General features: G+C 55.2%; 25 protein-coding genes. 17 read left to right on the top strand and 8 right to left on the bottom strand.

The annotated features are described in order from the left end of the window. Nucleotides 1-4 precede the first annotated feature (4 nt). Together CHB83_RS19260 and CHB83_RS19255 are read left to right on the top strand one after the other, a co-directional pair. Entirely contained in the window at nucleotides 5-211 is a 207-nt protein-coding gene (locus CHB83_RS19260) for a hypothetical protein (protein ID WP_089333834.1), read from the top strand. A 99-nt stretch (nucleotides 212-310) separates the two neighbouring features. Beyond that, entirely contained in the window at nucleotides 311-1,051 is a 741-nt protein-coding gene (locus tag CHB83_RS19255; protein ID WP_089333833.1) for a hypothetical protein, read from the top strand. Between the two features lie 66 nt (nucleotides 1,052-1,117). Here the strand turns inward: CHB83_RS19255 and CHB83_RS19250 are convergent, their stop codons facing one another. Continuing rightward, a complete protein-coding gene (locus CHB83_RS19250; RefSeq protein WP_089333832.1) occupies nucleotides 1,118-2,317 on the bottom strand; it encodes a T9SS type A sorting domain-containing protein in 1,200 nt (399 codons plus the stop codon). 199 nt (nucleotides 2,318-2,516) lie between these two features. Here CHB83_RS19250 and CHB83_RS19245 point away from each other — a divergent pair, with 199 nt between their 5' ends. From CHB83_RS19245 to CHB83_RS19185, 13 genes are all read left to right on the top strand, one after another. Then, complete coding sequence (locus CHB83_RS19245) at nucleotides 2,517-2,855, top strand: hypothetical protein (RefSeq protein WP_089333831.1); 339 nt, start codon at nucleotides 2,517-2,519, stop codon at nucleotides 2,853-2,855. A 44-nt stretch (nucleotides 2,856-2,899) separates the two neighbouring features. After that, nucleotides 2,900-3,271: a hypothetical protein gene (locus CHB83_RS19240; RefSeq protein WP_089333830.1), complete on the top strand. Its 372-nt coding sequence runs from the start codon at nucleotides 2,900-2,902 to the stop codon at nucleotides 3,269-3,271. Continuing rightward, nucleotides 3,268-3,564, top strand: coding sequence for a hypothetical protein (locus CHB83_RS19235; RefSeq protein WP_089333829.1), 297 nt, complete (start codon nucleotides 3,268-3,270; stop codon nucleotides 3,562-3,564). Before CHB83_RS19240 ends, CHB83_RS19235 begins: the two co-directional genes overlap by 4 nt. After that, a complete protein-coding gene (locus tag CHB83_RS19230) occupies nucleotides 3,551-3,823 on the top strand; it encodes a hypothetical protein (protein WP_143437207.1) in 273 nt (90 codons plus the stop codon). Before CHB83_RS19235 ends, CHB83_RS19230 begins: the two co-directional genes overlap by 14 nt. Before the next feature lie 127 nt (nucleotides 3,824-3,950). Next, a complete protein-coding gene (locus tag CHB83_RS19225) occupies nucleotides 3,951-4,382 on the top strand; it encodes a hypothetical protein (protein ID WP_089333827.1) in 432 nt (143 codons plus the stop codon). A 22-nt stretch (nucleotides 4,383-4,404) separates the two neighbouring features. After that, entirely contained in the window at nucleotides 4,405-5,745 is a 1,341-nt protein-coding gene (gene dndC / locus CHB83_RS19220; RefSeq protein ID WP_089333826.1) for a DNA phosphorothioation system sulfurtransferase DndC, read from the top strand. A gap of 3 nt (nucleotides 5,746-5,748) precedes the next feature. After that, nucleotides 5,749-6,033: a hypothetical protein gene (locus tag CHB83_RS19215; RefSeq protein WP_089333825.1), complete on the top strand. Its 285-nt coding sequence runs from the start codon at nucleotides 5,749-5,751 to the stop codon at nucleotides 6,031-6,033. 132 nt (nucleotides 6,034-6,165) lie between these two features. After that, on the top strand, nucleotides 6,166-6,387 hold the full coding sequence (locus CHB83_RS19210; protein ID WP_143437206.1) for a hypothetical protein: 222 nt from the start codon (nucleotides 6,166-6,168) through the stop codon (nucleotides 6,385-6,387). A gap of 123 nt (nucleotides 6,388-6,510) precedes the next feature. After that, nucleotides 6,511-6,834, top strand: coding sequence for a hypothetical protein (locus CHB83_RS19205; RefSeq protein WP_089333823.1), 324 nt, complete (start codon nucleotides 6,511-6,513; stop codon nucleotides 6,832-6,834). Between the two features lie 153 nt (nucleotides 6,835-6,987). Further along, the gene (locus tag CHB83_RS19200; RefSeq protein ID WP_089333822.1) at nucleotides 6,988-7,650 is read left to right on the top strand and encodes a hypothetical protein; all 663 of its coding nucleotides are present in this window, start codon (nucleotides 6,988-6,990) and stop codon (nucleotides 7,648-7,650) included. Nucleotides 7,651-7,784: 134 nt separating this feature from the next. Beyond that, on the top strand, nucleotides 7,785-8,108 hold the full coding sequence (locus tag CHB83_RS19195) for a hypothetical protein (RefSeq protein ID WP_089333821.1): 324 nt from the start codon (nucleotides 7,785-7,787) through the stop codon (nucleotides 8,106-8,108). A gap of 100 nt (nucleotides 8,109-8,208) precedes the next feature. Then, nucleotides 8,209-8,643: a hypothetical protein gene (locus tag CHB83_RS19190; RefSeq protein WP_089333820.1), complete on the top strand. Its 435-nt coding sequence runs from the start codon at nucleotides 8,209-8,211 to the stop codon at nucleotides 8,641-8,643. A gap of 192 nt (nucleotides 8,644-8,835) precedes the next feature. Further along, nucleotides 8,836-9,198, top strand: a complete 363-nt coding sequence (locus CHB83_RS19185; protein WP_089333819.1) for a hypothetical protein — start codon at nucleotides 8,836-8,838, stop codon at nucleotides 9,196-9,198. 76 nt (nucleotides 9,199-9,274) lie between these two features. Here the strand turns inward: CHB83_RS19185 and CHB83_RS19180 are convergent, their stop codons facing one another. The 7 genes from CHB83_RS19180 to CHB83_RS19150 form a co-directional block, all read right to left on the bottom strand. Next, nucleotides 9,275-9,697, bottom strand: a complete 423-nt coding sequence (locus CHB83_RS19180; protein WP_089333818.1) for a hypothetical protein — start codon at nucleotides 9,695-9,697, stop codon at nucleotides 9,275-9,277. 232 nt (nucleotides 9,698-9,929) lie between these two features. After that, nucleotides 9,930-10,694 carry a LytTR family transcriptional regulator DNA-binding domain-containing protein gene (locus tag CHB83_RS19175; protein ID WP_089333817.1) on the bottom strand — a complete coding sequence of 255 codons (765 nt, stop codon included), beginning with the start codon at nucleotides 10,692-10,694 and terminating at the stop codon, nucleotides 9,930-9,932. Next, nucleotides 10,694-12,640 carry a sensor histidine kinase gene (locus tag CHB83_RS19170; protein WP_089333816.1) on the bottom strand — a complete coding sequence of 649 codons (1,947 nt, stop codon included), beginning with the start codon at nucleotides 12,638-12,640 and terminating at the stop codon, nucleotides 10,694-10,696. Before CHB83_RS19170 ends, CHB83_RS19175 begins: the two co-directional genes overlap by 1 nt. A gap of 226 nt (nucleotides 12,641-12,866) precedes the next feature. Beyond that, complete coding sequence (locus tag CHB83_RS23615) at nucleotides 12,867-13,331, bottom strand: hypothetical protein (protein ID WP_143437205.1); 465 nt, start codon at nucleotides 13,329-13,331, stop codon at nucleotides 12,867-12,869. Nucleotides 13,332-13,336: 5 nt separating this feature from the next. Continuing rightward, nucleotides 13,337-14,167, bottom strand: coding sequence for a ParA family protein (locus tag CHB83_RS19160; RefSeq protein ID WP_089333814.1), 831 nt, complete (start codon nucleotides 14,165-14,167; stop codon nucleotides 13,337-13,339). Between the two features lie 306 nt (nucleotides 14,168-14,473). Next, nucleotides 14,474-15,460, bottom strand: coding sequence for a replication initiation protein (locus CHB83_RS19155; protein WP_089333813.1), 987 nt, complete (start codon nucleotides 15,458-15,460; stop codon nucleotides 14,474-14,476). 898 nt (nucleotides 15,461-16,358) lie between these two features. Then, a complete protein-coding gene (locus CHB83_RS19150) occupies nucleotides 16,359-16,721 on the bottom strand; it encodes a hypothetical protein (protein WP_089333812.1) in 363 nt (120 codons plus the stop codon). A gap of 1,631 nt (nucleotides 16,722-18,352) precedes the next feature. On the opposite strand from CHB83_RS19150, the gene CHB83_RS19145 reads away from it, so the two are divergent. Then, nucleotides 18,353-18,913, top strand: coding sequence for a hypothetical protein (locus tag CHB83_RS19145; RefSeq protein ID WP_143437204.1), 561 nt, complete (start codon nucleotides 18,353-18,355; stop codon nucleotides 18,911-18,913). Between the two features lie 18 nt (nucleotides 18,914-18,931). Beyond that, on the top strand, nucleotides 18,932-20,395 hold the full coding sequence (locus CHB83_RS23890; protein WP_179225569.1) for a DUF5712 family protein: 1,464 nt from the start codon (nucleotides 18,932-18,934) through the stop codon (nucleotides 20,393-20,395). The last annotated feature ends 66 nt before the right edge of the window (nucleotides 20,396-20,461 follow it).

Here is a 20,461-nt window from a genome sequence, read left to right as displayed (position 1 = left end):
CAAGGTGGCGGAAGCCCGGCGCATGTTTCCGGGCATCAGTAATGAAGGACAGCAGCGGGAGCACCACTGGCCGGCCGAGCAGGTGCAGCGGCAGACGACCCGCGCCCTGGCTGAGGCACTAGATCAGGAGCAACATGCCTACCGGGTTGCCTGCCGAAGCAACGTAGATGGAAAAGCGGGCAGCAGGGGAAAAACGGCTATTACGGCATAAAAACGCTTGTTTTGTTGTTGTCTTTTATAAACGCTAGGCGGTTTCCGGACGTATACGCTATTACAACGCAAGTCCTTCCAACCTCCTTAGCCGACAGCCATGAATTCTTTTGCCAGCGCCCAGCTCATTGCCCTGCCTCAGACAGCCGACCAGACAGAATCAGCGGTGGCCCGCCGCATCCGGGAAATCCGCCAATCGGCCCTGAGCATCATCAGCCAGGCACTCACCAGCCCGCTGATAAGTGAGGCGCAGCGGGAAGTGGCCATGGTAAAGGCAGCGCATTGCCACGACATTAACCAACTCTTACGCTGGCATCGGGCCCTGGTATCGTATGTGGCCGGCATCAAAGCAGGGAGCCGCCAGCCGGTTGCCGACCCCCAACCCGCACCGGAGCCTGAGCAGCAGCTGGTAGCAGAACCGGTAGCCTCACCACAACCAATGGCGCAGCCGGTGGCGGCCGAGGCCCCGCGCCGAATCTACCGCAAGGCCCGGCGTATGTCACCCGAGAAGCTGTTGCGCCTCCGGGCGGCCAACCAGTCCCGCCGCGAGGCCGCTGAGCAACAGCGTACCCCGCTGCCGATGTGGGCCGAAGCGCCGCGCCTGAATGCTCTCCCGGGCGGTCTGTATTGGTCGGGCCAGGGCGAAGTTCCGGAAGTAGGCAAAGCCCTTATGGTCAGCCGCCCGGGGGGGCTGAGCGGCAAAGCCACGGTTAAGGGCTATTTCCACGCAGAGGGCTTTCTGGGCATCGTAGCCGACTTTGAGAAAGTACCCGCCAAGTTTCAACAGTCTCCCCGCAGCCAGTACGTGTTCGGCCGGGACCTGCAGGCCGTCGCCGCCTAGGTTGGAAAACAACAGAGCCGCCCCACGACAGCGGGGCGGCTCTGTTGCATGCGCGAGGCCGGGAGCTTACTCAATCACAACCTTATGCGTGCCGATACTCAATCCCGTCTGCAGCCTCAGGGAATAAATGCCGGCCGGGAGATCCGACACATCCAGCGAGGTTTCGCCCTCCCGCGCTTTCAGGCTGACCAGTCGCAGCTTGACCACTTGGCCCGCGCTGTTGCGCAGCGAGAGCTGGGCACTCCGTTGGTCGGCCAGCGTAGGCAGCTTTACGCTCAGGCTTTCGTGTACCGGATTGGCCGATACCAGGAGCGGAAGCTTGGCCACGTTCATCGGAGCAGTCATGGTCGCGGGCGTCAGTACGCACACGTTGAAGGCGCCGGTAAGGGAATACTGGGCGCTCCATACCCGCACATACACCGTTGAGCCAGGCGTAAGGCCGGAGGCCAGGGCCCCGGAGTAAAAGTTGTTAGGCCCCAGATCATCATTGCAGGCCAACTGAGTGAGCTTTTCCGGCGTGCCAGAGTACAGCATCAGCGCCGTATCCGACAACTCTGACCCTACCACCGGCGACGTACGCACCGCCACATGGCCAGAAACCGGTACAACCAGGCTAAACCATACATCATTGCTGATTGGGGCCGTTGACTGAAGGCAGGCCGCCTGAGGTGCGGGCACGCCGGCGGTGGCGGAAGCGCCGGCATTCGTGGCCGCGACAACCGAATACTGGCCATCAGCCGGCAAGGGAATAGCCCCGCTGATTTCATCGTTGGCCAGCAGCGCCGCAGTCGCAGCATGCAGGGAGAAGGCCCCGCCGACATTTCCGAAGCCATACACCCGCACATACAGCGTGCTGCCAGCCGGTTGGCCTACCACCGTCATCGAGGAAAAATGGTGGCCAGCCGTGTAGTCGTCGTTGCACCCGAGGGGGATAAGGCTACCGATGCTGCCGGCAAAAACTTCGAGCACCGTATCCGTGAGCGGAGAGCCGGCTACTGCAGCCGTCGTAACCGTCACAGCGCCCGAGGCGGGTACCTGAACCGAGTACCAGGTATCCTTGCCCGCGGCCGTGGTTCCGCAGGGCTGGGGCGCCGGAGCAGCGGAGGCCGTAGCCCCGGCCGTCGTGGTGAGCAGCGGGCTCCGGGCAGAGTCCAGCGGTACGGGGATGGCCCCAGCGGGCTCATCATTTACAAGCTGGGCCCGGGCGCTGAGCGCAGTTCCTACCAGCAGGCAGGCCAGGGTAGAACGCAGTATTTTCTTTTGCATGAGCTACAGGGATTTAGTGAGGTTGCGAGGCCCCTATTTATGGCGGGTTAAAGCTACTATGCAATTAATTTTAATCGCGTAATATTTGATTTGTGCAATCATTTTTATTTGCATTAATTAGCATATTTTGTTGCTGAATGAGAACAACTAGTACACGTATATTTGCGTATATATAACAACAAAAAATAGCTTCTATAGCATGAAAAATGATATTTTGCCTGCCGAATTGTATGCTGAAATCACTGCCTTGTTCTCGGAAGGCGAGGAAGGCCAGTGGGAGCCTCATGCCTCGGTGGAGGAGTTGATCGGGGAGCAGTTGGACCACAATAGCCTGCAGGAAATTCCTGAGGAGCCCGCCGCCGTGCTGGGTCGGTTAAAGCAATGGATGGATGAGCAGCTGATGCACGCTCGTTACCTGGCCCAGCAAGCCACCCCGGAGGCTCAGGCCGAATATGCCGAGCAGATGGGGCGAGTGTACGACGCGGAGCTGATAGCCCTGCTGGCTAACGCGGAGGCCTGCGGCCAAGACAATTACTAGCCGGGTGCGCAACCACTCAGTGATCATTTAACTCCCTACTGCCCATGGTACCCTCCCTGCCCTCCCCTACTGAAGCGGCGGCAACTCTGCGCCACGACGGAGCCATGCTGGAGCGCACCCGCGAGCAAGCAAGGAGCGCTGCTTTGCTGGCTTCGATGATGGCCAGTGCTGAGCAAAGCCGACTATTGAGCCGCGCCCTGGATGCCGTTAATGAGCCCGAGAGTTTGCATACGCAGGTCTACCTGATCGGGCGCTTATACCAGCATGTAGCCGATGTGTATGCGGCCAGACCCCACGCCTCAGCATTCAAGCTGCAGGCCGACGGGCCACCAGCCCACGAGGTGTTCGAGGAACGCAGCCATTTTCTCTACCAGGTAAGCCAGCACCTGGCTCCAATACAGCAGCCCAACGCATGAACCAGCCCCTCGCCCGCCAGATTCGCACGAGCAGCTGCTACCGGTGTCCCTTTGCCCACCGGCAAGCCGACTCCCCCATGACGTTTTACTGCGTACTCGTAGCGCACGTGCCCGATGTAACGGAAGCCGTATCCCAGCGCCGGCGCCACGCAGCCTGCCTGCTGCTGCAGGTGCCGTTCATCCGGGTGGTTGCCGGGGCTTACAACCCCGTACGGCCCCGGCGTAGCCGCCTCCGGTCCAAGAAAACCTTGCTATGCCAGCGTAACCGCCCCGCCACTCATGATGGACTCTAAACCCGGAACCGAACCGGACTTGTCCGAGCTGGAATGCGGCCGCTGCGGCGACCTGATGCTGCACCAGGTAATCGGCTTGTCTGCTCACTTTCCCTTGTGCATTCTGTGGTATGTGGCCTGCGGGGAGTGCGGCTATGAGGCTCAGGCCTGGGAAGATCGACCAGGGCCCATCCGGTACGGGGGCGGCCAAGCGCGGCCTCAGGTACTGCCGCAGCAAATAGCGGAGGTTGAGAAACCAGGTGAGGACGAGGAAGAATAGGGCAATAGGGAGAAAGGAGCTGGTGACGGCTCTTTTTTTGTTGCTTTTCGTCAACAATTAATCAACGATTACCGGCGGCTTTGCGTATAAATAACAACAACGCAAACCAGTACAAACCCTTGCCGCCATGATTACCGCTCCACGGCCGTCGCGTCTCCACATCGAGGAGGAATTCTACACTCCCATTCCCCAAGGGAAGGGGCAGCGGGTCCAGTTCAACGCCGGTGGCGCCGAAGGCCTGTTGCTGCTGGGCTATATCCTGCGTTGGGAAGCCCGCTACTACGTGGCCGGGCCGGACTTTGCCCACACTGAGCAGGAGTTGCTGCACGCCATCACCAGCAACACCGTCGAGCAGCTGGGCGCCGGGGAGGCCCCGGCCGCGCGGGTGCAGCGCTTCAGCTGCCTTCAGGAAGCCGTAGCCGCTCTGTGCGAGCTGATTGACCTGGCCTATGGGCCGGAGGGCGCCAGCCCGCTTGAGGAGTTGGATTTCTTCGACGAGGCCGATAGGATCGACCCGGATGCAGCGCCCGAGGACCCCACCTACGCCGAGTGCTACTAATCACTGAGCTATCTTCTGCCTTATGCCCCTGAACATTGCCTTCATCGAGGCGGAGCTACAGGATCAATACCTGATGCCCGACAATAACAAGCCCTGGATTCTGGGCTTTAGCGGGGGCAAGGACTCCACGCTGCTTTTACAGTTGGCCTGGCGCTCAGTCGCCAAGCTGCCGGCTGAGCAGCGCAGCCGCCCTATCTACGTTGTGACGAACGACACCCGAGTGGAAAATCCGCGCGTGGTGCAGTTTGTCGATAAGCAGCTGAGCCGCATCGAGCAGGCCGCCCAAACCCAGGACATGCCCTTTATCGTGCAGCGCACGCTGCCCCAGTTGCAGGAAACCTTCTGGGCCAAGCTGATCGGGCTGGGCTATCCGGCCCCGGACACGCGCTTTCGGTGGTGCACGGACCGGCTGAAAATCTCGCCTACTACCCGCTTCATCCAGAGTAAAATCAGCTCAGCGGGTGAAGTAATCATACTGCTGGGTACCCGCGAGGCGGAAAGCAGCAAGCGGGCCCAGTCGATGCGTAAGCATGCCGTGCAGGGCCGGCGCCTACGCAAGCATGTGTTGCCCAATGCGTCGGTATTTGCGCCCATCCGGGACGTGCAGACGCCCGAGCTATGGCAGTACCTGAACCAGGTACCGCCGCCCTGGGGCGGGACGCACAAGGAGTTGATAACGCTTTACCGGAGCGCATCCGTCGACGAGGATTGCCCCCTGGTAATCGACACCGCCACGGCTTCCTGCGGCAAGAGTCGCTTTGGATGCTGGGTGTGTACCGTGGTGGCCCGGGACAAATCCATGGAAGGCCTGATTCAGAACGGCGAGACGTGGATGGAGCCGCTGGCGGATCTGCGCAACTTCCTCATTGAGGCCCGCGATAATCCAGCCCGGTACCGGCAGAAGGAGTTACGGCGGGGCTATATCCGGGAGGAGGCCTGGGGGCCGTACTCGGCCAATACCCGGGCCGAGGTGCTGCGACGGCTGTTGCAGGCGCAGTATACCATCCAGCGGGAAGTTGACCCTACCATGAGCTTTATCAGCTATCAGGAACTGGTGGTGATACAGGCCTTGTGGCACCGGGATGGGTTGTTTGCCCACACCGTTGCCGGCATCTATAACAGCATCTACCCGGTTCCGCTGCCGGCATCAGCCCAAACCCGCAAGCAGCACGAGCAGCAGCAGCTGCTACGCGAAGTGTGCGCCGACGAGCCGGAGCACGTGGACCTGATCAACCAGGTGCTGCAGGTACAGAAAACCGCCAACCTGCTAGGGCGCCGCCGCGGCCAAGCCAGCCCCGTCGAGGCAGTGCTGGATCATTTCCTCAAAGAGAAAGCCCGAACCCTACCTCACATCCCCGCCTGAGCTATGAGCAAAGAACCCCGCAGCAGCACCTTCAGCGTTGGCCAGCGAGTCGAGGCCAGCCATTCCAATCCCAAATACAACCAGCGCCAGGGCCCCATCACGGAGAAAGTCGGGGGCGGCGTGTACGCCGTACGCTTTGCGGAGCGGACGCGCACGGTGGCCAAGCGCACGGTCACGGACCCGGCCGAAACCAAAAACTTCAAGCTGGGCTCTCTGCAGCTGGTGGCGGCCGCTCAGGCTCCAGACGGAGAACCGGGGGCAGCAGTGCAGGGCACCTTGTTCGGGTGAGCCGGTAGCGGCTCATTTACCGGGCAGCAGGGGAAGGAATGGCCGCAACCGGCGTTCTTTCCCCTTTTTTTGTCGGCAGGCAGGCAATGGCAAATGTATACAGAGGACAACGCAACCTCTTACGAATCTCCCATGGCCAACCAAGAGAAAAACCCGACTACGATGCTCATTGATGCCACTTTCACCAGCTACTCCCACACCGAGCAGGTGCATCTGGAGGTGCCGGCGAACTTCTGGCAGATGAACAGTGCTGACCGGAATGAAATTATGGATTCTGAATACGATACCTGGCAGGACGGCGGGCGTGAACAGTGGTCCATCGACTCGGAGCAGCCCGGAGATGCTGCCGATTAAACAAACCGGGTTAATGCTTTATCAGCCGCCTTTTTTGTTGTTATTTAGCATCGTTGTTCGTTGCTATTTAGCATCGAAAAGGGCGGTTTTTTCGTACTTAGAGGGTACCCAAACCTGATAAAGATGCGGCCCTTTACTACCCGGACAACTCTTACCGACAGCGCCAAACGGGCAAATTCATTGCTACGGCAAAACCCAGCGGGCATGACCCAGGAGCAGGCGCAGCAACTGCTGATCGAGGTAACCGCGAGCCTGCAGGAGCACGACAACGACCCGGCCCACATCATCGAGAACAAAGGGTATTACAAGAAGCTGACAACGGCCGCGGCCAAGCGTAGCAAGGAGCTGGCCTGGCAAGTATACCACTGTCAGGACCGGCTGCGGCGGTTGGCCGACCCTACCTATTGCTTGCCTGGCTATACCGGGCGCAACAGCAACCGGCGCTGAGCAGAGCAACAGGGTTATCTGGGCGATAGGGCAGAAAGCCAACGTATTCAGAAATAGAGCTTTCAAGCAGTTTTTTTGTTGCTTTTTATTAACAAAAAGGGCTAAAAAGACGTACAAGGAGCATACAACGCAACCACCTTTCCCCTTCCGTCTATGAGCCGTACTGCCCAAGAAGTCGCCCTCAATGCTGCTGCCCTCACCGGAGCTGATGCCACTTATCCCCTATTCAGCCTGCACGCCTTACAAATGCGCCCCCATGCCGGCGGCGAGTGGCAGGACTGCCCGGCCCGCCTGTTTCTGCAGGAGCGCGACGAGGCCCGCATAATTGCCCTCTGCGGCACAACTTCCCGCCAGTTCACCACGAGTACCTATGATGGCTTCTCCTTCAAGTTGGGCGAGCGGGGGTTTGTCGACCGCTTCCAGTTGCTGACGTTCTTCCGGCTTCAGCGCCAGCTTATTCTGCAATTGCTCGACCAGACGGGCGCGGTTCGCCTGAGCCTGGGCGGGGATGTAGAGCCGGTAGCGCTGGAACTGGGCACCAACCTGAGCCTGGACCAGATGCAGGAGGCCGTGGGGGGCTTTATCAGCATTCATTCCTGGGATGGGGAGCAGCAGGCTCATAAGCTGGACGGCACATGCCTGGTTCTCGATGAGGATGGGAAGGACGCCCGCAAGCCGATCAACGCCTTGGCAACTTGCCTATGGTACCTGGTATACCCCCTGGGCACGTATAGCACTGCTGGGCAGGGAGCACCTGACTATATCGTGGGTGATGTGCTGCTGGCCCGCGACTCAGTACTGAGAGGGGATGATTAGACAGGTGAGCGGGGGGCCAGTGGGCGCCCCGCTTTTTCTGTTAACGCGGATATGTAGCAACGGTTAAATTTCGATTGCGTATAATTGACAACAAATTTCTACCACTCCGGCTTTGCCGTACACACACTTACCGCATGAATTCCTCTACCTCAAAGAAACCGGCCACTACCAAATCCGCCGGCAAATCCGGCCGTTCCGGTGGTAAAGGCCGCACATTTAAACAAATGATTGAAGCCGGCAGCTATACCTCCCGAACTTTGCAGGAAAAACTGCTTATGGCGCATCGCACGGTAAAGAAGGCCGAGGAGAATCCCAGCGTGCTCAGCCTAGGCGACGTGTATCGGCTGGCTCATCTAATGGGCGAAGATGTGCAGGTAGTGCTGCAGGATCTGCTGGCCGAAATCAACGCCTTGCCTGAGGATAAGCAGCCGGTAAATCAGCAGAAACAGAGTCGGTAAAAAAGTGCCGTTTCAAGGGAAAATAAACGGTTTTTTTGCAAATAAAAAGCAACGTAATACGTATATTATAGAGAATTAAGCACCATTTTTCTCTATTTATATGAGCCAGTCCCGCCGCGAGCAAACCCACTCAGCACTTCAGTTGATCGAGGTTAAAAAACCCTTGTCAGCCTTACCCGAAAACAATGGGTGGAACTCGGCCGCCGGTTGTTTTGACTGGGCCCAAGTGGAGGGCAATTTTAACTTTGTCTCCATGGGACGAGTAGTACACGGCGATACCGCCTTTTACTTTCAGCCCTTACCCCTTGTGCAGTTAGGCTACCGGCCGCACCCGCTGGCGCTGGCACTGCACGACGAACTCTGGAGTCTGCACCGACTACTGCAACGGACCCGGGGGCGAGTGCACAGCGAAGCGGAATCAGGCACAATTGCCGAGAGCAAGAAAAAGTTGCTGGAGCTGCGGCGCCAGATCTGGGCCGCCACGTTTGAGCCCGCCCGGGAACCGGTGCAAGCCATGCAACTGAGTTTACTGTAGTAGCATACCCTTACCGAAGAAGCCAGGCCGCCCGGTCTGGCTTCTTTGGTATTAGGGCAAGTGGGCAGTTGGGGAATAAATAGCTACATGGGAGAAATTAAGGGGGTTTTTTGTTGCTAATTATTAGCGGAAAGGTGGCTGATTTCCGTATAACCTATTACAACGCAACCCTTTAACCTTTCACTTTTCCCCATGAGCCAGCACACATTCATCACTGCCTTTGCCGCCAACAACCGCCACGACCAACAGGAAGGCACCAGCACCGCCGGTCAGGTGGCCACCCTACGCTGCGGCTGGGACCGCCGACTCGGGGAGTTCTTTCTGAACCTGACAGCCGGCGAAGGCGACGAGGCCGAGCGCCTGTATGATACCTTGCTGGAAGGTGCCATTTATGAGGCCATTGAAATTAAGTTCATCTGCGACTACCACGGCATTGAATTGCCCGCGGACTTCCTTCGCACGCTGGAGGCCGAGGAGCTGGCCAACACCGGCAACAAAATTGTTCGGTGGAGCTTAGCCGGGCCGGTAGTTGAGTTCGAGGAGGTAGGCCGGTAACCCAACAGAAAGGCCGCTGGAGCAGTCCGGCGGCCTTTCTGTTAACCTTCACCTATACTTTTTCACCCGGAGCGAGTTAGTTGTTAATCCAGGAAGTGGAAACTAATTGTCTGTGCAGGGGCAGGGCCGGCGTCATAATTGGCCGCTTGGCTTTGATGTACCAGCAGCGCTCATCCTCGTTCCACTTCATAACGGCATCAGGGGCCGTTACCTTTACTTTCGTCAGCAGCTCGGCCACCAGTGCCTGATCGGTTTCTTGACGCAGCATTTTCGGCGCCCGCTTTGAGGCGTGATCCAGGCTTATCACTGGACCCAGCTCATCCTCACTCATATCCTGCGTCCGGACATTAACTGAGACTGGGGCACCCCGGCGCTTATAGAGTTCTGCCATGTAGATCATGCAGCACGCGCCCAGGCTGGGCAGCGCCGTCGGCAGGATGCTCATTTGAGCGGCGGGGAAAGTTTCGGAAGGAAAGGAGGAAAGCTGCAGGGCACCCATAGTAGCGAACGGAAATTCTGGGGTTGGATAGCAATACAACGCGCCTGAAAAAGATCAACCTCAACGCGGTAGAGTACTTTTTTTGGATCGTTGAACGAATCTACGTTTCCGGTTTTACCCCACCCGAAGTATTTGACGAGCCGCCCTAAAACAGGGTAAAAGGCGCAAGCTTACTACACGAACGGCCGGGGCAAAATCGTCCCGGCCGCATATATGTGACAACATTATTCGGCTAGCCGAGTAACTGAAGGCGGTTACGTAGGTCTGCTGTAAATGTGCGGCTTACCGCAACGAATACCTTGTTGCTCATTTCCACGGCCCCTTCCTCATAAGCCCGCACGTGATCCAGATTAACAATAAACGAGCGGTGCGTTTTCAGGAAGCTACTCGGTAGCTTGGCCTCCAGCTGCTTGAAGGTGTGATAAAAAACCAGCTTCTCAGTTTCGGTGTGCAGCTGCACGTAGTTCTGTTTGGCCTCAAAGTATACAATGTCCTTCAGATAGATCTTGACCCAGCGGGCTCCTTTTGCGACGAACATGAAATCATCCACCTTGTCGGCCGTAACCAGAACAGGTTCCGGAGTGGGCTCGACAGGTGCAGCCACTGGCGCTGGACGGGGCGCCGGTGCCTGGTAGGCTTTGTAGAGGGCCAGTTCAACCGCAACCTTTATCGAGTCGTCGGTATACGGCTTAGTGATGTAGCCGTAGGGGTCGGCCACCTTGGCGCGGTTGATGGTAGGGGTATCCGTGCGGGCTGTCAGGAACACCACCGGCAGGTTGAACTGCCGTCGTACCTGTAAGGCCGTTGCAATACCGTCCATAGTACCGGCAATGTTTACATCCATCAGCACCAGTTCGACGGCCTGACTGCTCAGGACTTCCAACGCTTCCTCACTGCTATCCACGGGCTCTAAGGGAGCGTGGCCAAGGCGTACCAGGGTCCGTTCGATATCGGCCGCGATTAGCAACTCATCTTCGACAATTAGGATTGTAGCCATTAGAAAAGTCGGGTTATTTCAACGCGCGTGCCCACTAGCTGCGGTTGAACTGAAATTTTAGCTTTAAGCTGCTTGGTCAGGGTTTTGACCAACTGTATGCCGATGGAATTGGGCCGGGAGACATAGCCTGTTTCGGGTAAGCCTTTGCCGTCGTCAGTGATACCCAGAAAGAAGCCGTCGCCCTGGTGAACCAGTTCCACTATCAAGCACCCTTTGTCGTTTACAAAGGCGTGCTTGTAGGCGTTGGTTACTACCTCGTTTACAATCAGGCCGAAGTAGCCCGCTTCCTTCGCATCCATCAGTACGGGAGCCAGGTTCGTTTTCAGTGTAATGCCAGGACGAGCCAGGGCACTGTGCTGAGAATCGAGCAGCGCCTGCAGGTAATTATCCAACCGGACGGAGGCTAAGTTGTCGGCCTGATATAGAAATTTGTGCACCATGGCCATGCTTTGCAACCGGGCGCGGTTCCCGTCGAGGATCTTGGCCAGAGCCGGGTCAGGCATCGTATCACGTTGCCAGGACAACAGGCTGCCCATCAGCGTCAGATTATTGATAACCCGGTGCTGAATTTCCTGAACCAGCACCTCTTTTTCCGCCATGGACTGCGAAATTTCTTCGTTGGCGCAGGCTAACTCCTCATTGGCGTAGGCTAACTCCCGCCGGCTTTTCCGAAGCCGCACAAACAGCACGGTACCCACGATCAGAAACAGGGTAAGCGTACTGCAGAGGCACACCAGCATCCACTGCCAACGTCGCTGCTGGCGGGCAGCGGCGGCGTCGGATTCAGTCTGCTGGGTTAACAGGCCAATTCGCTGCTGCTGGGCCTGTACTTCATAGCGTACCTGCAGCTGCTCCTGGGCGCGGGCTTTTTCCTCGTCGACCATTCGGGCATTCAGGGTTTCCGCCTGGAGTTGATAGCCGTACGCTTCCTGATAATTACCCAGTGCGGCTGATGCACGAGCGACCAGGGAAGCGGCATCTTGCTCGAATGGAATAGAGCCCACCTTACGGGCCATCTTCAGGCTACGAAGGGCGACCTGATACATGTCGCGGTACTTGCGCTGCTGCTGGTAAAGCTCAGCCAAGCTGATCAAATTACCGGCTACCTCTTTTTCGTTTTCCTTGGTAGCCTGAATGTACAGGGCCGCCTGCAGGTAAAAGCCGGCTGAGTCTAACCGGGCCGGGGTATGGGGCAACTCGGCCTGGTAGATGCGACCAAGCAGCAGATTTGCTTTAGCGGCCCCGGGAGCCGTACTATACCGGTCGTAGAGCATCAAGGCCATCAGCGCGTACACTTTTGCGTCGTGGTATCGTTTCTGCTCAAAATACGCAGTCCCTAGGCTGGTGTAGCACAGCGAATAATCTTCCACGCATTCCGGTGTTATTTCAGGACATAATCCCCGCAGCACTCGGTAGCTTTCCAGTAAAAAATTGAGGCCGCGCACCGGGTCACCGGTAACTAGGCTAATGTTGCCCAGGTTTCGGTAGAGAGGCACCAGCATCCGTTTATGGCCGGTACTCTCAGACAGGACTACAGCTTGCTGATATACCTTGATAGCAGCTACGTAATCCCCCATTTCCATCTTGGTGCTACCCAACACCCACAAGCTTTGCAGCTGGCCACGAACGTAGCCCAGATGCTGAGCGAGTTGGTTGGCTTCATTGGCATACTTGGCGGCTTTGGTCAGGTCCGTGGAGCCGATTGACTGGGCCAGCCGGGCGAGAAAGAACACACGGGAGGTATCCGGCACCCGAGGATTTCTAACCAAGCGTTGCAAGGTATCCACCGGGTAGTCGATATGTGGGTAGACTCTGGGTAAGGAAGCCTGGGCCTGTACTGGTTGTAACCACTCAACAGCCAGCAACAGCCCCGCCATCAAAAGTAGCAGGCCACCTTTCCAGCCGCATAAGCAACTCATAAACCGTCCAGAACGCGTTGTATACATGATTTTATAGATAGACGGTTTGGTTAACAGTATCAAATTTAGTTGCAATTAGACGTACTTCCGTACCAACTATGCGGCGGGGCTGGAAATGTAGACTACAGCAACCAGCCGGGCCAGATAGATGCACGTCACGGCAAGTTAACAGGCTTGTTGCCCCTCCCCTCCCCTCCCCTCCCCTACTCAAAACAACAGGCCCGGCTGCTGCACTGCGACCGGGCCTGTTTACTTATTTGGTACTGGGTTTGCGTTTACGGAGAGCATCGGGAAGCTTCTTGTAGCGCTCAAAGAAGTCCGTCAGAATAAAGTCCATCAAATCCTGCTTCAGCACGTGGCGGGGGGCATCCTCCAGCATGTTATCCAGGTTCTGCAGGTGAGCGGACTTCACTTTGAAGGTGGAGTGCTCCATGGGCTCAGCAGATGGTTTGGGCCCTCTTTTTTTCCCTACTGCCCCCGAAACCGGTTCCGGACTAGGGGCAACGGCGGGAGTGGCCGTCTTATTCGTGCGGGAACGGGCACTGGGAGCGGGCGAGGCAGCAGGTGACGCCGGCGCAGAAACAGGGGCAGCAGCTGAGTCGGGGGTTACGTCAGCGGTCGGTTCAGCTACCTGGGACTCCAGATCAAATATCTTACGACGGGGCGGCGTAGAGCTGGGCGCGTCGAGGTTAGGCTTCTCGGTGGATGGTGCGGCCATACGGATTAGGGAAGGCGGGTTAGCAGCTCAGCCGTGAGCGCGTGATAGTCGATTGCACTGTTTGAGTGCGGGGCAAAGTCCATAATCGTGCGGGCTGCTACCTGGGCTTTAGGCATTGCGGCATCCTTGCGCACGTTTGGCAGCATTACTTCCTCCCCGAAGGAGCTAGTGATAGTTGATACCACCAGATCATGCGTGCTATTGCGCAGCTTAGGATTATAGCGCGTGAAGAAGATGCCCAACAGCTCCAAGGAAGGATTAAGCATATCCTTAACATCAGCTGCGGCTTCAATTACTGCCTTTACCCCATCATAGCTGAACTTCTCCGGCTCAGCTGGAATAACGTAAGCGTCGGCGGCCACCAGCGACACCAGGGTATAGGTCTGAAGCGTCGGCGGCGTATCGAGCAGAATAAAGTCGTAGTAGGGTCGGATGGGGCGGAGAGCCTGGCGAAGAAGGGAGGCATACTGTGCCTTTTTAGTGATGCCCTTCTCATACAAATTCAACTGGTACGAGGAGGGTACAAAGTCCAGGCCGGGCGTAACTTCCTCCGGGGCTTGCTCGTCGGCGTTTTCTGACTGAGGAGCATAGGTCAGGACCAGATCCTGAATAGAAGCAGAGCCGGCTAGCACGTCTCCGATGTGTTGCTCAAACTCAACACCGGAGCCGGCCAGGTGGGTAGTCATGTTGGCCTGAGGATCGAGGTCCACAAGCAGTACCCGGTAGCCCATTGTCTGCAGGATGGAACCAATGGCGACCGTACTGCTGGTCTTACCTACTCCCCCTTTGTTGTTGGTGACTGCCACGACGCGGCAGGTACGTTGCTGGTTGTCCATAATCCGGTAAACTTGGTTTGCGTTGTGTACCTGGTAAACTTAGTACACTGAGTTTACAAAAACAAATCCGGTACACTTATTTTACTAAGTATACCGGATTTACTTTGTTTTCTTAGTATACCAATTGCACTTAGTACAAAGGATTTACTAGGTTTTCGGAGTGCACTTGTATTACTGTGTGGCCTGAGTAATCTCTGTTTATCCTGTAAGCCGAGTAGACTAGGTAGACCAAATAACCTATACATCGTAGGAAGAACCCCGGATCAGGGGTATCCAGCATTACTGAGTACACTGAGTTTGCTAGGTTTACTTAGTAGACTTAGAAGATGGCTTTTTCTTGGGTTCTACCAGACCCAGTACAGTCAGCAGCAGGCCGGCCGGGTTAGAAGTTGCCTTTACTCGGTCTTGCTTCAGGTCGAAGGCAAATTTGTTTACCTGCCGAATCATATCCGGGCTGGCGAATATCTGCCCGCGGATTTTCTGATCAACAATATGATACTCATTCAGAATTCGATTGGCATTATCAAACTGGGCCTGAGTGATGCTTTCCGGTAGCGAGAGCGGTCCGGCCGGGGAGGAATCTGCGTCCAGGGCACGAGGCTTTTGCTTCACAGTAAAACCAACCGCTTTAATGGCCCGGCCTTTCTTTTCAGTAACCAGCGAAATTTCCAGATCGGTTACCTCATTAATTGCTTTGATGGAAGGTTGCAGTACGCGAGCATTAAAATCTCCGAAAACAGGATAGCCCTCAATATTTTCCTTTTCATCCCAAATACCGAGAATTCCTTTTAATTGTAAAATATCATAAACCGGGGTGGCTTCTTTATCTTTCCATTGCGAACAGAGCGGATATATACGCTTAGCATACATACTGTTCAATTTTAGGAATGCTGCAATTTCGTAGGAGGTAAAATTATTTTTCAAATCGAACAGGTAAGGGAGGATGGTAGAGGATAAAGTCATTTCAATCATGCCTTCCCCGTCGAGGTAAGCCACTTTCTGAAACATCCAGATCTGCTCATACCGGTTGCCGTTTTTCACCTTGAAAACCCGGGAGCCCATATCTTCGGTTGCTTCCTGCAGGTAGGTGTAGTTGTGCTGGTTTCCGGTGGCTTTGTCCAGCTCCTTGACAGGAATCAGGTAAACCAGATCGTCCTGTGAGTTCCGAAGCTTTGAGAGTAGGAAAATCATTAGGTCCATCTGGAGCTTGGTGTAGCTGTAATGCGCTGTGGTAAGCACATTGTGCTGACGGACCTGGTTACGGGTAGCGGGAACTAAAGAAGCTTCGGACATCGGGGGCAGGAATTAGAAGGTGGCTGATACTGTGAGGCAATATATGAAATATTGCAACAATATTTCTTTGTCATAGTTCGCTTATCAAATGTCATAGTTAGACGGATTAAATGTCATAGTTCGCACTTCTGCAACTAAATTTAATCGCATTAAGAGTTGTGTCTCAACAAGATATGAGGACCGAAACCGGTTCAAATCGTAATTTGACTTCTCCAAACCAGGAGAAGTAACGGCTTCGGTGCCGAAAATTTCAGCCACCAGCCGCCACTCACGAGCCAACTTTGGTCACGGATGAGATGTCATAGTTAGAAATCTGAACTATGACTGTGGATAACTCTTGTCATAGATGACGGATGAAATGTCCATAGTTCATGGATCAGACGTCATAGTTCACGGATCATATGTCATAGTTCACGGACGAAATGCCCATAGTTCACGGATGAAATGTCATAGTTGAACAGCAAAACCGTCTAGAAATCAATAACTTACAGACCCCTACAAATAGAACAAATACTTACAAATCTCACAAGGTTGTGTTTCGCGTGAGAGAAAAGCTTTCAAAGGGCGACCAAAACACCAGCGAAGCGAAGCGGAGCGGACAAAACAACCAACCAATACCGCATTAAGGGATTGCATTATTTTAATAATTATTATAACAGATACCTAGAGCTAATTGGGCAATGCAGAACAGCTGGTGGCTAGCAGGGTAGGAGGTCTCATAAGTTTTGCCTTAGAGCCCTGTTTTTATGCACCAGGATTCAACTTCAGTCCTGAGCCTTCACAAGGGGACGCGGCAGGGGAGATCGTTCAACAGAGGGGCGGAAAATGCGTGAATAGAAAAACCCGGCTCTACCGTGAGGCAAAACCGGGTTGTCAGAAAGCCGTGAAGCGCTGAGAGCTACAGGGCCAGGGTATCGGGGAAGCTCATGCCCTTTTTCTTCAGGCGCTCCAGCAATTCCCAGACGGCCTGATCCACCAGGTCCTGTTGTGTGCGTCGTTGGCCATCCTGGGTTTCAAGCATGAGGGCAGCATAGCGAATACCCCAGTCCTGTTTTTGGGTAAGGCGGTACGACTGGCCAACTCGGTCAGAAGCGGCGGGAGCAGTTGGAGCTGCTGCTTTGCGCTTGGGACTAGAGGCAGAGCGAGCAGAGGATTCGGCTGCATCGGAGTTGTCGGCGGATGGGGTCGCAGAGGTGCTGGCGTCGGTATCAGCGCCAGTCAGTTCGAGAGATGGGTTGGCGGATGAATCTTGGCTGTCCATGAGAAGCAAAGTGAGTGAGGATAATGGAATGAGGTGCGGTAGCTAATTCAGAGTGGCCAAGGTAAGGCAAAAATCGAAACTGCAGAGGTATTGGTGGTGGGAGTCGCGGGCGTGTGTACGTGCATGGGAGCAGGCACACCTACACACGCCCACATACAAAGGGAGAAAGTATAAAGCCTAGTGAAAGAGAATTGAGGAAAATAGAGCAAAACAAGAAAGTCCAAAATAGTATTTACCGGGTTTTTGGTCAGATGCGGATTTAGACTAATATATACTTTAGTGAAATATCTGTTTGTGCTGAAATTAAGTATTTCATAGAAACCGAAAATCATAGAGATTCTTGTGCAGCTGAAGTAGCGTCAGATCAGGTCGCACACACACGTACACACACACGTACGCACGAGGGCACACGCGCATGCGGGTGCACGGGCACACGTGAGGCCGAAATAATCTAGTAGGTTACTTAGAGGCTGCCTGGGCTCAGGTTTGAAATCCGCGACAGCCGGGATGTTTAGTCAGACAGGTTTGAAGAAATTGGATATACAATCAGAAGGTCTTGGTACAAGACAAGGCGAATCGGTTGCTTTGTGCTAATTCGGAAATAGGGGACCGGGCGAAAATCCTGAAATCCGGGAACGTGGGCGAGCATGAACACAGGCGGGTACGCGCGCATGTGTGTGGGTGGGCCAACGTACCCAGGTAGGCGGGATGTGGGTGCGCGCTCAGGTGCTTGGTGTGTCATGCGAGCCCGAGCAGACTAGTGCTGTATGGGCTAGTGAGCAGGCATAGAATTCCAACTATGACATTTGATCCGTGAACTATGACACCAAATCCGTCAAGTTAAAAGGGCAACTTTCTGGAGTGGGAAGGCCAGGGTTCACGCGGGCGTGGGTGCACAGGCGCGAGGGCACTCTCACACGGGAGCAGACTCACTGGGTATGTGCAGGCGGAGGCAGTCAGGTGAGTCCTCGGGCGCGAAGGGTGTAAGCTACTCTGCCAGACCAGCCAGGTGCAGGGGTTCAGTCAGTAGCGAAGGGCGTCCACTGGAGCTTAGGCAGCCGGAGATACTAGGGCAGTTACTCGGCGGATCTGGCCAGGTGAGAGGGGCAGTAGTAGAGCCAGCTCCTGGGGCAGTGGTGAAGCAGTCCAAAAGGCCGGCATACGGCACCAGGCGACGGTAGCTCTAGCCGGAGAATAGCCGCTTAGAAGAAGCGCAAACGATAGTTAGCAAGAGGGGCATCACATACTCCACGCTAAAGCGGTGGTAGTCAGTGATTTAGAACGAAAATCAGAGATTTTCTGAAACCATTAGCATATAATCATTTGATAGCCAGATGTTTTAGCGGTGTCAGTACCCGTTGAAAGCACGAAATAGCAAGCCCTCAGCAATGATATTAAATTTAATTGCATACTTTTCAGGTACAAATTACTAAAAATCAGCCGTATTAGCGACACCAAATTTGGTCTTTATGTCCACCCAACGCCCTGACAATGCCCCCGGCCAGAGGAAGCCTAAACGCCGGCCATCAAGCGCTCGGAAACAAGTGTATCTGACCCACGAGGCACATGCACTGATGGTTCCTGCAGCTGACGTTTTAGGCCTCACAGCATCTGAATATGCTTCCGCCGCCGTGACTTATTTTGCCCAGCGAGGCCTTGATCCAGTAAAGAATCAGGAACGGGAAGGTATCGTGATTCAGGATAAAATCAGTGAGCTGGAGCGGGTAGTAAACTCACTAGGCAACCGGCTATTCGGCTGGCTTACGCAACACGAAAAGAATACAGCAGGCTTCCTGAAAGGTCACGAAAAGACCTTGTTCACCTACCTGCAGGCGATGGATCAGAACATCCACGAACACCTGAGCGGGCAGGAGGAGTCCTTGCTGTTACCCATGTTTCAGGAGCTGGTCTTGAACAACATCGAGGCGTTATATGGCCGTCGTTTAGGAGAGCAGATTATGCTCAAAGTCCTGGGTCGTGACTTAAAAGAATACCCTGCCAAGCACCGGGAGTTCAACGAAAAAAGGGATCTGGATGTGGCCAAGCGCTGGAATGAGCTGATCGAAAAGGTGGTGCCAACAGTGGGCCCGTCGCCTATATCTGCCCAGCCCACACCCTGGCCTGAGCGGACCAGGGTTGTGTCTGAAGCGACTTCCACAGCCAGTAGTTCGGCTCCATCCTCGACCTTTTAGCAGGCCTAGTTACGGCTTATGTACATCAAGATTATTAACCCGGCCACTAATGGAAAGAACGCCTATTCCAACCGGGGAAGTGCGCGTCAGGCTACCAATTACCTCGAAGGCGAAGCCAAAAAACAGGGGGAGCAGGCCACCTTTTTTAACTCTGAACGGGCAGACCTAAGCGGAGATGATGCCGTGCAGCTTATCGACTCCAACCGAAAAGGACTGCGCAGGGACGACGCGAAATTTTACTCCTTGGTGATTAGTCCAAGCGCTCAGGAGCTGGAACATATTGGCCATGATCCACAGAAGTTACGGGACTATACGGCCCGGGTGATGCAGGAATACGCGGCTAATTTCGTAACTAAATCAGGCCAGCCGCTGGGCGAAAAAGATCTGGTGTGGATAGCTACCCAGCACGATGAGCGGAAGCACCGCGGGCACGATGGCGCTCCTAGTGGGCAGAAAAAAGAGGGACCGCAAACCCATATTCACATTATGGTTTCGGCCCGCGACCGCGAGCAAAAGATTACACTCAATCCGCTGGGCAGCGCCGCTCGCTTCAACCGGGTGGACTTCATGGCCAAGGGAAATGCAGCCTTCACCGAGCAGTTTGGTCCGCTTAGACAGGCTACCCGTGAAGGCAAATCAAAGGAGAATGATACTGCTGAACGGCCAAAATCTGGCCGTCGCCAGACCCAGACCGCTGAGGAAATTGCCGAGTCTATCCGGCGTCGGGCAGCGCAAAGGGAAGGCAGAACACCTCCAAAGTATGCTGCAGGCGCTGAGCAAAAATCTACTCGGATTACTGATGCGGCGCGTGACAAACAGTTGTTCAACCAAGTTAATAAGGTCAACAAACAGCTCCCGGCCGACCGGCAGCTGGAGCACAACAAGGTGCTTGAAGCGGCGCGGCGAGTTGATTACAGCAAGCAGTTTTACGGTCGATTAGGGCAGCTTGGAAAGGAGGCTGGTAAGCAGAAATACCATGATTACCCCTATGAGTTTTTGCGAACTGGTAAGGATGCCAAGACCGTTGCCAACACTATTGCCGACAACAATAAAAAGGATAAACGCCTCTTTGATCAAGTAGATAGGATCAATACGAAGCTGCCTGAAGGCAAGAAATTGGTGCACAATCTGGTACTTGAAATTGCCAGAGATCAGGAGTACAGCAAGGCTTTCTATGGTCGGCTCGGACGAATCGGTAGAGAAGCACAGGGCCCTAAAGCGGTGAGGGAACCCTACGAGTTTCTGAGAACGGGGCGAGTTCAACGACCCGAAAACGGCCTGAATCCTACGCTGCCGTCGTCACCAGCACCTGCAAAGAAACAGCCAATGCCACCTAAATTCACCCGGCCATCAGCTCGACTGGCCCGGACTTACCAGCCTTCCGTTACTCAAACTGCGGCTGGAATTGGCCAGGATCTGGGGCGGGTACTGGGCACTCAGGGATATACTCAGGACATTCGCGGAGACGAGGAACGCGACTAATTTTGATTGCGTAGAGGTTGATTTTTGGTAGCTTTCGGGGGGAAATACCCGCAAGCTGATTCACCA

Origin of the sequence: Hymenobacter mucosus, from assembly GCF_900188255.1 — a bacterium.
Lineage (GTDB): Bacteria > Bacteroidota > Bacteroidia > Cytophagales > Hymenobacteraceae > Hymenobacter > Hymenobacter mucosus.
The sequence above is the reverse complement of the archived record's forward strand: the minus strand, read 5'-3'. Positions and strand labels throughout refer to the sequence as shown.

What these genes read in the sequence shown, in the direction of transcription:
- CHB83_RS19180 (WP_089333818.1), bottom strand. Translation starts at nt 9,697, where the DNA reads ATGGGTGCCCTGCAGCTTTCCTCCTTTCCTTCCGAAACTTTCCCCGCC.
- dndC (WP_089333826.1), top strand. Translation starts at nt 4,405, where the DNA reads ATGCCCCTGAACATTGCCTTCATCGAGGCGGAGCTACAGGATCAATAC.
- CHB83_RS19190 (WP_089333820.1), top strand. Translation starts at nt 8,209, where the DNA reads ATGAGCCAGTCCCGCCGCGAGCAAACCCACTCAGCACTTCAGTTGATC.
- CHB83_RS19215 (WP_089333825.1), top strand. Translation starts at nt 5,749, where the DNA reads ATGAGCAAAGAACCCCGCAGCAGCACCTTCAGCGTTGGCCAGCGAGTC.
- CHB83_RS19155 (WP_089333813.1), bottom strand. Translation starts at nt 15,460, where the DNA reads ATGTCCGAAGCTTCTTTAGTTCCCGCTACCCGTAACCAGGTCCGTCAG.
- CHB83_RS19175 (WP_089333817.1), bottom strand. Translation starts at nt 10,694, where the DNA reads ATGGCTACAATCCTAATTGTCGAAGATGAGTTGCTAATCGCGGCCGAT.
- CHB83_RS23615 (WP_143437205.1), bottom strand. Translation starts at nt 13,331, where the DNA reads ATGGCCGCACCATCCACCGAGAAGCCTAACCTCGACGCGCCCAGCTCT.
- CHB83_RS19205 (WP_089333823.1), top strand. Translation starts at nt 6,511, where the DNA reads ATGCGGCCCTTTACTACCCGGACAACTCTTACCGACAGCGCCAAACGG.
- CHB83_RS19250 (WP_089333832.1), bottom strand. Translation starts at nt 2,317, where the DNA reads ATGCAAAAGAAAATACTGCGTTCTACCCTGGCCTGCCTGCTGGTAGGA.
- CHB83_RS19170 (WP_089333816.1), bottom strand. Translation starts at nt 12,640, where the DNA reads ATGTATACAACGCGTTCTGGACGGTTTATGAGTTGCTTATGCGGCTGG.
- CHB83_RS19230 (WP_143437207.1), top strand. Translation starts at nt 3,551, where the DNA reads ATGATGGACTCTAAACCCGGAACCGAACCGGACTTGTCCGAGCTGGAA.
- CHB83_RS19235 (WP_089333829.1), top strand. Translation starts at nt 3,268, where the DNA reads ATGAACCAGCCCCTCGCCCGCCAGATTCGCACGAGCAGCTGCTACCGG.
- CHB83_RS19200 (WP_089333822.1), top strand. Translation starts at nt 6,988, where the DNA reads ATGAGCCGTACTGCCCAAGAAGTCGCCCTCAATGCTGCTGCCCTCACC.
- CHB83_RS19150 (WP_089333812.1), bottom strand. Translation starts at nt 16,721, where the DNA reads ATGGACAGCCAAGATTCATCCGCCAACCCATCTCTCGAACTGACTGGC.
- CHB83_RS19245 (WP_089333831.1), top strand. Translation starts at nt 2,517, where the DNA reads ATGAAAAATGATATTTTGCCTGCCGAATTGTATGCTGAAATCACTGCC.
- CHB83_RS23890 (WP_179225569.1), top strand. Translation starts at nt 18,932, where the DNA reads ATGTACATCAAGATTATTAACCCGGCCACTAATGGAAAGAACGCCTAT.
- CHB83_RS19210 (WP_143437206.1), top strand. Translation starts at nt 6,166, where the DNA reads ATGGCCAACCAAGAGAAAAACCCGACTACGATGCTCATTGATGCCACT.
- CHB83_RS19225 (WP_089333827.1), top strand. Translation starts at nt 3,951, where the DNA reads ATGATTACCGCTCCACGGCCGTCGCGTCTCCACATCGAGGAGGAATTC.
- CHB83_RS19195 (WP_089333821.1), top strand. Translation starts at nt 7,785, where the DNA reads ATGAATTCCTCTACCTCAAAGAAACCGGCCACTACCAAATCCGCCGGC.
- CHB83_RS19185 (WP_089333819.1), top strand. Translation starts at nt 8,836, where the DNA reads ATGAGCCAGCACACATTCATCACTGCCTTTGCCGCCAACAACCGCCAC.
- CHB83_RS19160 (WP_089333814.1), bottom strand. Translation starts at nt 14,167, where the DNA reads ATGGACAACCAGCAACGTACCTGCCGCGTCGTGGCAGTCACCAACAAC.
- CHB83_RS19240 (WP_089333830.1), top strand. Translation starts at nt 2,900, where the DNA reads ATGGTACCCTCCCTGCCCTCCCCTACTGAAGCGGCGGCAACTCTGCGC.
- CHB83_RS19255 (WP_089333833.1), top strand. Translation starts at nt 311, where the DNA reads ATGAATTCTTTTGCCAGCGCCCAGCTCATTGCCCTGCCTCAGACAGCC.